The sequence below is a fragment of the Streptomyces sp. NPDC057302 genome (assembly GCF_042667685.1).
Classification (GTDB): Bacteria; Actinomycetota; Actinomycetes; order Streptomycetales; family Streptomycetaceae; genus Streptomyces.
The window spans coordinates 1-13,034 of the sequence record NZ_JBHUZJ010000135.1; the positions used below are offsets into that span (position 1 = coordinate 1).

The following is a 13,034-nucleotide window of genomic DNA, read 5'->3' on the forward strand; positions in this document are numbered from 1 at the left end:
GGGTGGAGCAGCTCGGTAGCTCGCTGGGCTCATAACCCAGAGGTCGCAGGTTCAAATCCTGTCCCCGCTACCACCCGACAGGGCCCGGATCCTCAAAGGATCCGGGCCCTGTCGCATTCCTCGGCGCATCCGCCCGCGAGACACCGGCCGGCCGGTGTCGATCAGCTTGTGACGCCCGGCGGGATCTCGCCGAGCGGGGGCGAAGCGCCGCCCGGCTCAGAGCATGATGAGCAGACGCGTCTTCGGCTTGAGCTTCCTGTTCACCGAGCGGCTCTGCACGTAGACCTCCAACTTGGGGTTGTTCCCCGCCTTCACCGAGACGGTCCCCTGGATCCCCGAACCGAACAGCAGGCTGCGTGCCGCATCGCCTGTGTAGGCGCGGTCGGTGTCCTTCTCGACCACGATGACTTCCTTGTCCGGCTGGACCTGTGCACGGGCACCCAACTGGTAGAAGCACGCACCACGTTCGTACGTCACGCCCGGATGTGAATCGACGAAGGGACGGATCTCGACCTCCTTGTCGACCTTCAGGAGCCGGTACATGTCGGCCGGCACCGGTTCGAGATTCGCCCGCACCTCGTCGACCGATATGTCCTGACCGACGGCGAACAGGTTCTTCGTGCCGCGTACGCCCTTCTCGCGGGCCCGCAGGAAACTGGTGGCGGCGGCGCGCACGGTGCCGATGGCCTCCTCGACTCCCTCCTGGGAATCCGCGTCCCAGATGGCGATGTTCCCGGACGGGAAGCCGTAGTTCTGGGCGGTCCGCTTGGCCAGGGAGTTCGGAACGAGGATCGCGGAGGTCCAGTGGCCCGGAAGCCCGCCCATCTTCGCCGCGATCTTGTCGAGCCACGGGCCGAGGATGGTCATGTCGCCGTCGTGCCGCCTGTCGCCGCCGGAGGCGTTCTCCTCGCCGTCCGTCACCACGATCTGGAGGAAGCTGTGCTCGCCGTACTCCTCCCATATGTGCCCCAGGTCGTCCAGGGACTTCACCGAAGCCTCAATCAGCGCCGTGGCACCGTTGTTGACCTGGTAGAGACCCCGCATGGACGGCAGGTGCTTCACGTCCATGTCCCACACCAGGTTCTCCACCCTGTGGTCGAAGGAGTACAGACTGATCCGGGTCTCGTGCCCGAGGCTGTCCGACTCGGCCTTCAACCCCGCCACGAACTCGTCCACCACGCGCACGAGTTGGTTCTGATGCGGACGCATGGAACCCGAACAGTCCACTACCAGCGCGACGTGATTGACCTTGTGCTGGATCCTGTTGGCAGACATAGTTCTGCTCCTTCTCCGAAGCTTCCCGAGTGATTTCACTCTATGGGGAGCCACTGACAACGCCCTTTGAGGCGCCGTCACCCTGCCTGCGGAAGGGCATGATACTTCGCCGGTCAATGGCCGAAGTCGCCCCCTGCGGGGCCATGCCTCCCGAGTGGCATGTTTGCATATGCCCATGATCATTAATGAACGGCAGCCATCGGTGTCCCGGACGTACGTGGACCACATCCTGGAGCACTGGTACAAGGACGAGGACGTCGAGGTCCTCGTCCAGGGCGCGCAGCGGCTGACCCGGGGGGAGGCGCGGCGGCGGTTGTTCCGGTTGGGGCACGCACTGCGCCACCAGGGGCTCGAACCCGGCGACGGAGTGGGGCTGTTCCTGGCCAATCGTGTGGACTCCGTCCTGGTCCAGCTCGCGGTCCATCTCATAGGCTGCCGCGTGGTGTTCCTGCCGCCCGAGCCCGGACCCGGCGAGCTCGCCGCGCTGGTCGAGCAGTCGCGGGCGCGCGCCGTCGTCACCGACCCGCTCTTCGCCCAGCGGGCCGCCGACGCGGCCGCCCGCAGCGCCCACGCCCCCGTGCTGCTCAGCCTCGGGCCCTGCGAGCAGGGGTGTGCGGACCTGCTGGCCCTGGCAGCCGTCTGCCCGGAAGCGCGCCCCGAGGGCGTGCCCGCCCCGGGAGCGGACGAAGCCGTCACGGTCCTGTACACCGGCGGCACCCTGGGCCGCCCCAAGCTCGCCGCGCACAGCCACCGGCTCTACGACGTGCTGGTGGACCTGGTGGAGGATGCCCCGCAGGAGTCCCGCCCCACGGTCTTCCCGGCCATGAACCCGGGCTCGGACAGGGTGCTCGCCTCCACGCTGCTCACGCACGGCAGCGGCCACCTCACCTCGGTCCAGGCCCTGGTGACGGGGTCCGCCCTCGTCGTGCTGCCCGAGTTCGAAGCGGGCGCGGCGCTGGCGGTGCTGCGCGAGGAGCGGATCACCGCCACCATGTTCGTACCGCCGATGCTGTACGCGCTTCTCGACCACCCGGAGTGCGTGCCGGGCGCGCTTCCGGCGCTGCGACGGGTTGTCGTCGGCGGCGCGGCCACGTCGCCGAGCCGGCTGCAGCAGGCGGTCGAGGTCTTCGGGCCGGTACTCAGCCAGGGCTACGGGCAGTCGGAGGCGCTCGGCATCGCCGCGTTCGGCGCGGAGGACCTCGCCACGGAGGGAGCCAGGCGGCCCGAGCTCTGGCGCAGCTGCGGTCGTGCGATATCCGACACCGAGATCGAGATCCGCGCCGAAGACGGCACGGCGGCGCTGCCCGCGAGGCAGGTCGGCGAGGTGTGCGTACGGGGCGAGACGGTGATGCTCGGCTACTACGAGGACCCGGAGCGTACCGCCGAGGCACTTCACGACGGCTGGCTGCGCACCGGGGACATGGGCTACCTCGACGCCGAGGGCTACCTCTACCTCGTGGACCGGGCCAAGGACATCATCGTCACCGGCAGCACCAGCGACAACGTCTACTCCAGGGTCCTGGAGGACTTCCTGCTGACCCTGCCCGGAGTGCGCAACGCGGCAGCGCTGGGCGTGCCGGACGAGGAGTTCGGAGAGGCCGTCCAGATCTTCCTGGCCACGGCGGAGGGCGCCGACGTCGACCCGGACGAGGTCGGCGCCGCGGTGACCGCCGAGTTGGGGGAGCTGTACACGCCCCGGAAGACGGTGCTGCTGGGCAAGTTGCCGACGACGAAGGTCGGCAAGGTGGACAAGAAGGTGCTGCGCGCGGAGTGGGCGAGCGTGTCCTAGGACGCCGGTAGCCGGTAGGCGCCGCTGCCGACGCAGCCGCGGACAGGTCGTTTCGTGCGGATGTGGACTTTGCAGTTCGCTGCCGTCACCGACGCGGTGAACGGTCTGGTCGAGTTGACGCGCTGGTCGATGAGGAGGGGAGGGGGCGCCTACACCCCCGTCCTCCGCCCGCCTCCCACGGCAGCCAAGCCCGGAGGCGACAGCATGATCTCGCAGCCGCCTGCTTCGGGTGTCAGGCCACGTGCACCGGTCAATCCAGGACTTCGACGTACCCGCCGGTTCCGTGCACCCGGATCCGCTGCCCGTCTTGGATCAGCCGAGTGGCCTGCTCCACGCCCACGACCGCCGGCAAGCCGTACTCCCTGGCGATCACCGCCCCATGGGTCATCAAGCCGCCCACCTCCGTCACCAGGCCCGCGATCCCGACGAACAGCGGCGACCAGCTGGGGTCCGTGAAGGTCGTGACCAGGATGTCGCCCGCTTCGAGATCGGCGTCCGCCATGTCGAGGATGACGCGGGCCCTCCCCTCGATGGTCCCGGCGGAGACCGGGAGGCCGATCAGGGCACCGGGCGGCACGTCGTCGCGCCGGTACACCCCGGTGACGGCCTCGCCGTCCGACGTGAGCACCCGGGGCGGTGTGAGCGCCTGGTAGGACCGGAAGGCCTCCATGCGCCGCTGGATCAGCCCGTCGTCCACCTGGTGCGAGCGCGCGACGTCGTGGAACTCCTGGAACGTGAGGTGGAAGACGTCCTCCTTCTCGGCGAGCACACCGGCCTGCACGAGGCGCTCGGCCTCCTCCAGCAAGGCCTGCTTGTAGAGGAAGGTGCGGCTGACGATCCCGTACTTCGGATACTCCCGGTATCCGATGAAGCTGCGGACCTGATCGATCATCCGCTTGGCCTCATCGGCCTTCTGGTCCCCGTCCGGCAGCGCCCGCAGGCGTGACACGACGTCCTGCTCCTTCGCCAGCGCCTTCTGCCGCCCTTGCTCGAAGCGCCGCGCGGCAGCGCCCGGCCCGAAGTTCCTGACGTTGTCGAGGATCACGGGCACGAGCGTGCTGGGACGCTCGCTCCAACGGGGCCTCGTGATGTCGATCTCGCCGACGCAGCGCATGCCGTACAGGTCGAGGTAGGCCTCGATGGCGTCGCGCGCTTCGGCCCCGCCCGCGAGCTTCCCCAGCTCGTCCAGGAATCCCTCGTCCTCGACGCCTTGCAGGAACGCCACCACCTCCGGCAGCGGGCGGATCACATCCGCGACGTCGAGCAGCGCAAGGCCCATCTCCGACGTGACGTTGTCGGGGGCGGACAGGGTCAGGGTGTCCGCCGCGTTCTTCTCGCCCAGCCACTGCTGCAGCCGGTCGTTGAGCCACCACGTGGCTTCCATCCCCGCCATGATCGCCTGCATGTTCAGCGGGTCACCGAGGACTCGCTTGTGCTCCTCGAAGGCGTCCAGCAGGAAGTCGAACAGCGCCGGTCCCGTCTTCGTCCGGATGTCGCGCTCCAGGGCGGCGACGGACGTCCGACTGCGCTCGATCAGCTCGGCGACGATGGCCGGATCGGCCTCGGTCGGAGTGGACGTACCGATGACCGGCGGCCTGCCGGGAACCGTGTCCGGAAGCGACGGGACGAAATCGTCGCGGTCGATGACGGTCTCCAACGCGTCCCTGATCAGCGGATCGCCTCTGCCCATGAGGTCCAGAAGACCGGCGCGGCTCGCGGGCGAGGCCAGGCGCCGCGCCACGTCCACGAACAGCCTCCCGCCCGCCTCGTGCATCGTCACCATGGCCGTCAGCTGCCTCATGGAAACCCCCAGGGGCTTCATGGGGTCGGTCATCATCTGCTGATGGCCTACGGAGACGTAGACATGATTCTCCTGGTCGTCGGCCCGGGGGATCGGGAACAGCGTCGTGATCGGCCGGCTCTGCACGATCTGGAAGTCGCCGTCGACCAGACACCATTCGATGTCCTGCGGGCTGCCGAAGTGCGCTTCGATCCGGCGCCCGAGCTGCACGAGCCGTACGACCTGCGCGTCCGTCAGCGCCGGCTGCTCCTGCCGCCGCGAATCGATCGCCACTTCCTGCGTACCGCCTGCGGGGAGGGCGTGGACGGCACGCTGCTTGGCGGCGATCGCCTTCGAGATGACTTCGCCGTTTCGAACCTTGAAGACGTCAGGGTTCACCAGACCGGAGACCAGGGCCTCACCGAGGCCGAATCCGGCGTCGACGGTGGCGACCTTCCGGTTGCCCGTGACGGGATCGGCCGTGAACAGGACACCGGCCGCATAGGGGAAGACCATCCGTTGCACGACCACGGCCATGAGGACCGTACGGTGGTCGACGCCGTTGCGCTGGCGGTAGGTCACGGCCCGCTCGGTGAAGAGCGAGGCCCAGCACCGGCTGACGTGCCGGAGGATCGCCGCGGGCCCCATGACGTTCAGATACGTGTCCTGCTGGCCGGCGAAGGAAGCCGTCGGCAGGTCCTCCGCCGTCGCGCTGGACCGGACGGCGTAGGCGGCTTGCTCGCCGGACTGGGGGAGCGCGTGGGTGATCGCCGCCGCGAGATCGTCCGGGATCACGGTCTCTTCGATGGCCCGGCGGATCTGCGCGCTGAGCGTGCGGATCGCCTCCCGGTCGTCCGGATCCAGGAGCGACAGCTCAGAGAGCCGATCGTCGATCGACGGCGCCTGCGCCATGACCCGCCGGAAGGCGTCCGTCGTCACGCAGAAGCCGGGAGGCACGCGGACGCCGTCGATCCGTGACAGCCCGCCCAGGTGCGCGCCCTTGCCGCCGACGAGCGCGAGCTGCGTCTGGTCGACCTCATCGAGCCCCACCACGTACTGCTCGATCATCGCGGTACCTCCGAGGTAGCCGTGCTCCGTCGCACCGCACCGGCCGATCGAACCACCGACGCCTCCAGCCCTGTCGAACCTCTTGTCAGGCACGTCCTCGTCCCAGGCTGCCTCACCTCTGAGGAGTCGGCCGACCGCACCGCCCAGCCAGGTGACACGCACCCGCGCACCACCGCCCTGAGCAACCGCGATCGCACTACCGATCCGACCGCCGCCAGTTCTCCTGGTCCGACGTCACCGCGTCCCCCACACGTCGACAACACACGCACGTAGTGCCCTCATTTCCGCAGGTTGTGGCCTCGGCGGACGATTCTGCGCCACCACCCGGGTCTTGCCGCAAGCCCCCCAGTGCGCTATATGTTGAGAGTGGCAAGGAGAGATCTCTCCTTGCCTTTGTCGTTCCTCATGCCACCCGCAGGCACATGCGGGTCAGCCCCCCCGGTCGGCGCTTGACACTGACACTGACACCGGTGCCGCCCGAGTCGCTCTTCGGCAGATCACCGGTGCTGCGGCCCGCTGGGACAGACACGGCTCCTCAGGGGGCGGTGGGCAGCTGGCGCTTGTGGTCGGTGAGGCGGTAGCGGCTGATGATTGTTTTGAAGACCTGCTCGTCCACCGGCTTGCCTTCCAGGAAGTCGTCGATGTTGTCGTAGGTGACCCCGAGTGCGTCCTCGTCGGCCTTGCCCGGGTCGAGGGTCTCCAGGTCGGCCGTCGGGGACTTCCACACCAGCTCGGCGGGCGCGCCAAGGGTGTCCGCGAGGGCGCGCACCCGGCGCTTGGTCAGCCCGGTCAGCGGGACCAGGTCGGCCGCGCCGTCGCCGAACTTGGTGAAGAAGCCGGAGACCGCCTCGGCGGCATGGTCGGTGCCGACGACCAGGCCGTCATGCGCACCGGCCACCACATACTGGGCAATCATGCGCTGCCGGGCCTTGATGTTGCCGTGGACGAAGTCCTGGTGGCGGGCGTCGCGGAAGCTGACACCGGCGGCCAGCGAGGCATCGAGCGCGGCGTCGCTCGCGGGCTTGATGTCCACGGTCAGCACGTGGTCGGCCTGGATGAAGGAGAGCGCGAGCTGAGCGTCGTGCTCGTCGGCCTGCACCCCGTAGGGCAGCCGCATCGCGTAGAACCGCGCTTCGTGTCCGGCGGCCCGGGCCCGCTCGACGGCGAGCTGGCACAGCCGGCCGGTGGCGGTGGAGTCGACGCCGCCGCTGATGCCGAGCACGAGGGAGCGCAGACCGGTCGAGGTCAGCCGCTCGGCGAGGAAGGTGACGCGGCGTTCGACCTCCCGCTCGGCATCGAAGGTCTCGGCGACCTGCAATTCCTGGGCGATCTCCTGCTGCAGGGCGATGGACGCCGACTCGCTCACGTCTGCTCCTTGTTGTTCCGGTACGTGATGTGCTGTCGCGGCACCCTAACTTCAAGCGCCCGCTCGATGCGCCGTCGGCCGCCCGCCGGCCCGCGTGAGCCTCGGCCAATGACACGGTCAAGGTCGCTCCCAAGGCATCACGCCGGCCTGACGCGCATCGCGGGTCACTGGGCCCCGAGCACCTCTTCGGCTATCTCGTAGTCTGTGACCGCTCCCCGGGGAGCGGTCACGCGGAAGGGCTTGCCGAAGTCGCTGAACGACTCGTCGAGGTCCTTGGCCGGGTAGGTGACACGCAGCAGAAAAGGAGTGCCCTCGCGGGCGATGTGAAACTCCAGTGGGCCCCCCTCACGCGCGTACGTGATCTTGGTGACGCGTTGTCCCTGCACTACCGCAGACCGCTGTGTCGGGTTCGCCTCGGTGAGTTCATCCAAGGAAGGCATTCGCTTCTTCAACCAGGTACGCCGGGTCTTTGAGGCGCACATGTCCCGCATGACTTTGTAGACCTCGGCGTTACGCTCCACCCACCGGTCAGCCATCACCCTCACCCGCACCGGGTCGTTCTTCGCTTTGTCCGACATCATGAGCGCTTCCTTGCTGCCCCGTGTGTAGAGGGAGGAGGCGGTCTCGAAGAAGTCGAGGGACTTGTTGCCCTTCCGGATGCGCATCTCGCATTCCGTCCTGGCCCCGCGCACCGCGCTGTGTTGGACGGTCGTTCCCTCGCTCTTCGTCCGCTGGGTCGAGGTGAGATAGTCCTGATCGAGCGTCACGTCGATCGCCTTCTGGATGAGCCGCGCTGCGCGGGCGCCGCTGCGCGACCCGCTGCCTTCCTCTGATGTGCCGACCGCCGGCGGTTTCGAACTGTCCGCCTTGCCGTTCCCCTTCGCACCGTCGCCGACGGAGCCGCACCCGGCCAGTGCGCCGAGCGCGACCGTCGCGGCCATGATGGCGGTTGTAGTTCTTCGCGCACGCCTAAGTGGCATGCCGCTGATGGAATGCATCGAGTCCCCCCTGGGATCACAGCAGTAATGAACCAATGATCCACGGTCCTGGTGGTCCAACGCCCGCGGGCTGCCCCACATGATGCGGCAGGCCACCGTATTGATCTACAGAATGGGAATCCGATGCCCATCAGATCAAGGAGGCGTGATGGTCATCGCGTACAAAGGATGGGACCTGGTGCCCCCATGGGCGCAGGTGACGGCGCTGGCGCTGGTGGTGATCGGAATCGCTCTGGGCATCCTGAACCAGCGGCGCGGCCGCTGAGCTTCACTCCGGCGCGGCCGGGCTCTGCGGGCCATCGGTCTCCTTGTTGCGGCACACGGGTGGATACCCGGTTGCGGTGCGCCGGAGTCGAGGGGAGAGCGAAACCTGGGCACCCCGTTGTCGTTCTGCTGGGCATGAGGAACGTTAAGCGCGCTGTTGTTGCCCTGACCGTTGCGGCCGCAGCCTTTGCTGTGGCCGGGCCCGCTCAGGCGGCCGATGGATCCGAGGGCGATGGAGGTATCAATCTTCCTGAGAGTCCCGGCGAGGTCGTCGACGGGGTGCGGATGGGCCTTGACGTGGCGGCAACGAGTTTGGAAACTGCCCGGGCGCACTGAGAGTTGAGCGCGACGCGAGATGACGTGCGCGTCGCGATGAGTCCTGCTGAGTCCGGCGGTCGTACTGGCGAATCCGTTACCGAGGAGGGCTTCTGATGCGCAGCGTGACCTATTCGATGAGCGTTTCGCTCGACGGCTACATCGTCGGGCCGGACGGCGGCTTCGACTGGGCGGCGCCCGTCGAGGAGGTCTTCCGCTTCTGGATCGAAGAGGTTCGAGAGGTCGGCGTCCACCTGCTGGGACGGCGGCTGTACGAGACGATGCTGTACTGGGAGACCGCCGACCAGGATCCGTCGCTCGACGACTCGATGCGCGAATGGACCGAGCTCTGGAAGCCGCTCCCCAAGGTGGTGTTCTCCACCACGCTGTCGGCGGTACAGGGCAACGCGCGCCTGGTCGCCGGCGGCGTGGCGGAGGAGATCGAGCGGTTGCGTGCCGAGCCGGGGGAGGGCGACATCGCGATCGGCGGCGCGACTCTCGCCGCCGAGGCGGCCGCGGCGGGCCTGATCGACGAGTACCGGGTCGTGGTCTACCCGGTGCTGGTGGGCGGCGGCATTCCGTTCTTCCCCCGGCGCGAGCACCAGGTGGACCTCGAACTCGTCGAGACCCGCACCTTCAGCTCGAAGGTCGTCTACCTCCGCTACCGCGTGGCGCGCTAGCCGGCCGCCGCGTGTGCCGACCCTGCCGACAACGGCCGGTGCGCCACCGGCATTTCACAGCAGGAACGCGGCCATAGACGAAAGTTAGGGAGCGCTCCGTACTTTCGCCGGTGCCGGACACCTCCCCCTGGTTCCTACGCTCATGGGCATGATCAGAAATCGCAGTCGCAATCGCCATCGTCCCCGGCGTGGAGTCACAGCAGCTTTGGCGGCCTTCGCCCTCCTCGTTCCGACCGTCGCCGCGTGCGGCGGCGACGGCTCGCCATCGCGTGGACCCGCTTCGGCGTCGGGGCGGGAGGCCGGACTTTCACTGCCGCGCCCGTCGGGACCTCACAGCATCGGGCGGGACACCCTCCACCTGGTGGATACGAGCCGCCGTGATGTGTGGGTGCCTTCGTCAGGGGCGCGGGAGTTGATGGTGTCGGTCTTCTATCCGGCTCTGCGCGGCGGTGGCGCGCGTGCGCCGTATCTGGCCGACAAGGAGGCGGAACTGCTGTTGAAGGGGCAGCAGTTGGACAAGCGGATCGGCGCCGAGCGAGTCGCTGCCGTTCGGACGAACGCCAGGCCCGGCGCCCGTCCGGTCAAGGGCAGACACCCGCTCGTGGTCCTCTCTCCGGGCTTCACCCTGCACCGTGCCACACTGACCGGCCTCGCGGAGGAACTGGCCTCCCAGGGCTACCTCGTAGCTCTCGTCGACCATGCGTACGAGTCCTTCGGAACCAAGTTCCCCGGCGCGGGCGGCCAGTCCTCGCGGATACGTACTTGTGTCGCCTGCGAGCAGGTCGAGAAGGCGCCGCACGGCAACTCGGGAGAGAACAAGGTGCTGGTCAAAGCCGCTCGGAATCGTGCGGCGGACATGTCCTTCGTCATCGACGCGTTGAGCAAGGGCGCCCACCTCGGCGACGGGCCACACCCCGACTACGCGGCGCTGATCGACCCCAGGCAGATCGGCGCCGCCGGCCATTCGCTCGGCGGTAACGCGTCGGCCGTGGCCATGGGCACCGACCGCCGGATCCGCGCCGCAGCCAACCTGGACGGCAGCTTCTTCGCTCCGGTCCCGACTGCCGGAACCGGCCGCCCGGTGCTCATGCTGGGCAGCCGCAAGGGCCACGATCCGCGCGCCGACGATGCTTCCTGGCCTCGCGCATGGCGGAGCCTCCACGGCTGGAAGCGCTGGCTCACGGTCGCCGGATCCGGACACCTCACGTTCACCGACCTGCCCGTCCTGGGTGGGCAGGTGGGGATGACCGACCGCTCGGCCCCCCTGTCCGGAGAACGCTCGGGCCAGATCACGGCCGGATACGTCACCGCCTTCTTCGACCAGCACCTCCGGGACCGGCGCAGGTCCCTGCTGGAGGGCCCGTCGAAGGCCAATCCGGAGGTTGCCTTCCACTCTCCTTGACGTGACCGCGGGAGGGAGGGCGTCCCGCGGTCAACGCACTATCCCGGGCTGTGTGGCGGCAGCCGCTGGGTGATTCGGTCGAACAAGTCCGTCAGCGGTTCGCCGATGTCCTGACCGAACTCGGTGAGCCCGTAGCTCACCTGGGGCGGCGTCGTCGGCTCCACCTCCCGCCAGACGAGGCCGTCCTGAACCAGCGCGCGCAAGGTCTGAGCGAGCATCTTCTCGCTGATGCCCTGGATGCTGTCGCGCAGCTCGTAGAACCGGAGGTCGTTGGTGCGCAAGGCGATCAGCACCCAGATGCCCCACCTGCTGGTCACATGGTCGACCACGCCGCGAGCGGGGCAGTCGGTGTGAAACACGTCATACCGGTTGCCCGTCTCGGCCTGTGTCAGCTGCGCGCCTTCCGTCATGTCCGGAGCTTACCTATAGGTACGTCCTTACGGAAAGTAAGCGCCGCTCCTAACGTCAGTTGCCGCAGCGCACAACGGATGAGGAGCTGAACATGATCGTGGTGACCGGGGCTACCGGAAATATTGGAAGGCCTTTGACGCAGGCCCTGGCCGAGGCGGGCGAGCAGGTGACGGCGGTGTCGCGGAACGCAGCGGCGGTGCCGGAAGGAGTCCGGCACGTGCCGGCCGACCTGGCCGACACGGCAAGCCTCACGCCCGCGTTGGACGGGGCGAAGGCGCTGTTCCTCCTGCTGTCCGGCGACCTGCACGCCCCCGAAGCCAGGCCGGCCGACATCATCGACCTCGCCGCGGCCAGTGGGGTCCGCCGGGTCGTCCTGCTGTCCTCGCAGGGCGTGGCGACCAGACCGCTCGGCCCGTCGCGGGTCGCGATGCGTGCGGTGGAGGACATGTTGCGGGAGTCCGGCCTGGACTGGGCCGTCCTGCGACCGGGCGGCTTCGCCTCCAACGCCCTGGGCTGGGCGCAGTCCGTCCGTACGCAAGGGATGGTCGCCGCACCCTTCGGCGACGTGGGGGTGCCGGTCATCGACCCGGCGGACATCGCCGAGGTCGCGGCGGCCTGCCTGCTGGAGGACCGGCACACCGGCGGGGTGTACGAGCTGACCGGACCGGAGGTGATCACCCCGCGTCAGCAGACGGAGGCGATCGCCTCCGTGCTCGGCTCGCCCGTACGGTTCCACGAACTCACCCGTGACGAGGCCAAGGCCATGATGACCCAGTTCGTGCCGGCGGAACTCGCCGACGACACCTTGGACATCATCTCCGCCCCGAACCCGGTCGAACTACGCATCAGCCCGGACGTGGAGCGAGTCCTCGGCCGCGCGCCCCGCCCCTTCAGCGACTGGGTCGCCCGCAACACCGGCGCTTTCCGCTGAGGCCGCACAGCTGCGGACCGCACCGGGACACGACCTGAAACTGGCCGCGCGGTCCAAGGGGGGCTTGGTTTCCGCGCGGCCAGGGGCAGGGTGTCCTGCGGGGTGTGTCAGTACTGCTCGGTCTCGACGAATCCGGCGTCGGTGTCGGCTTCGTCGGCCTCGTGGGTGGTGTAGCTGTCCGCGGCGGTGATGGGGTCGAAGCCGGGCGGGCTGTCGCGGAGCATGAGGCCCATGCCGGCGAGCTTGGCCTTGATCTCGTCGATGGACTTGGCTCCGAAGTTGCGGATGTCCAGGAGGTCGGCCTCGGAGCGGGCGACGAGTTCGCCCACGGAGTGGATGCCCTCGCGCTTGAGGCAGTTGTAGGAGCGCACGGTCAGGTCCAGGTCCTCGATGGGCAGGACCAGGTCGGCGGCCAGGGCGGCGTCGGTGGGCGAGGGGCCCATGTCGATGCCCTCGGCCTCGGTGTTGAGCTCGCGGGCCAGGCCGAACAGCTCGACCAGGGTCTTGCCGGCGGAGGCCATGGCGTCGCGCGGGCGCATGGCCTGCTTGGTCTCGATGTCGACGATCAGCTTGTCGAAGTCGGTGCGCTGCTCGACACGGGTCGCCTCGACCTTGTAGGTGACCTTGAGGACCGGCGAGTAGATGGAGTCGACGGGGATGCGGCCGATCTCCTGGCCGATCTGCTTGTTCTGCACGGCGGAGACGTAGCCGCGGCCGCGCTCGACGGTCAGTTCGACTTCGAGCTTGCCCTTGCC

The 13,034-nt window shown here is 68.5% G+C and carries 10 protein-coding genes; 4 read left to right on the forward strand and 6 right to left on the reverse strand.

Features of this window, described 5'->3' with window-relative positions; genetic code table 11:
• Nucleotides 1–216: 216 nt before the first annotated feature.
• A complete protein-coding gene (locus ACFUPX_RS42705; protein ID WP_383334907.1) occupies nt 217–1,275 on the reverse strand; it encodes a VWA domain-containing protein in 1,059 nt (352 codons plus the stop codon).
• 175 nt (nt 1,276–1,450) lie between these two features.
• Between ACFUPX_RS42705 and ACFUPX_RS42710 the strand changes: the two genes are divergently transcribed.
• Nucleotides 1,451–3,064, forward strand: a complete 1,614-nt coding sequence (locus tag ACFUPX_RS42710) for a class I adenylate-forming enzyme family protein (protein ID WP_383334909.1) — start codon at nt 1,451–1,453, stop codon at nt 3,062–3,064.
• 250 nt (nt 3,065–3,314) lie between these two features.
• Here ACFUPX_RS42710 and rph read toward each other — a convergent pair whose 3' ends face one another.
• From rph to ACFUPX_RS42725, 3 genes are all read right to left on the reverse strand, one after another.
• Complete coding sequence (rph, locus tag ACFUPX_RS42715) at nt 3,315–5,912, reverse strand: rifamycin-inactivating phosphotransferase (RefSeq protein ID WP_383334924.1); 2,598 nt, start codon at nt 5,910–5,912, stop codon at nt 3,315–3,317.
• A gap of 535 nt (nt 5,913–6,447) precedes the next feature.
• Entirely contained in the window at nt 6,448–7,278 is an 831-nt protein-coding gene (gene nadE / locus ACFUPX_RS42720; RefSeq protein WP_383334911.1) for an ammonia-dependent NAD(+) synthetase, read from the reverse strand.
• Nucleotides 7,279–7,442: 164 nt separating this feature from the next.
• The gene (locus tag ACFUPX_RS42725) at nt 7,443–8,219 is read right to left on the reverse strand and encodes a hypothetical protein (protein ID WP_383334913.1); all 777 of its coding nucleotides are present in this window, start codon (nt 8,217–8,219) and stop codon (nt 7,443–7,445) included.
• Between the two features lie 752 nt (nt 8,220–8,971).
• Here ACFUPX_RS42725 and ACFUPX_RS42730 point away from each other — a divergent pair.
• Both ACFUPX_RS42730 and ACFUPX_RS42735 read left to right on the forward strand, forming a co-directional pair.
• Nucleotides 8,972–9,535 carry a dihydrofolate reductase family protein gene (locus ACFUPX_RS42730; protein WP_383334915.1) on the forward strand — a complete coding sequence of 188 codons (564 nt, stop codon included), beginning with the start codon at nt 8,972–8,974 and terminating at the stop codon, nt 9,533–9,535.
• A 148-nt stretch (nt 9,536–9,683) separates the two neighbouring features.
• Nucleotides 9,684–10,937, forward strand: coding sequence for an alpha/beta hydrolase family protein (locus ACFUPX_RS42735; protein WP_383334917.1), 1,254 nt, complete (start codon nt 9,684–9,686; stop codon nt 10,935–10,937).
• Between the two features lie 38 nt (nt 10,938–10,975).
• Here the strand turns inward: ACFUPX_RS42735 and ACFUPX_RS42740 are convergent, their stop codons facing one another.
• A complete protein-coding gene (locus ACFUPX_RS42740) occupies nt 10,976–11,347 on the reverse strand; it encodes a winged helix-turn-helix transcriptional regulator (protein ID WP_383334918.1) in 372 nt (123 codons plus the stop codon).
• Nucleotides 11,348–11,439: 92 nt separating this feature from the next.
• Between ACFUPX_RS42740 and ACFUPX_RS42745 the strand changes: the two genes are divergently transcribed.
• Nucleotides 11,440–12,279, forward strand: coding sequence for an SDR family oxidoreductase (locus ACFUPX_RS42745; protein ID WP_383334920.1), 840 nt, complete (start codon nt 11,440–11,442; stop codon nt 12,277–12,279).
• A gap of 107 nt (nt 12,280–12,386) precedes the next feature.
• Here ACFUPX_RS42745 and ACFUPX_RS42750 read toward each other — a convergent pair.
• Nucleotides 12,387–13,034 (reverse strand): DNA-directed RNA polymerase subunit alpha C-terminal domain-containing protein (locus ACFUPX_RS42750; protein ID WP_383334922.1); only part of this gene is annotated, 648 nt, incomplete at its 5' end.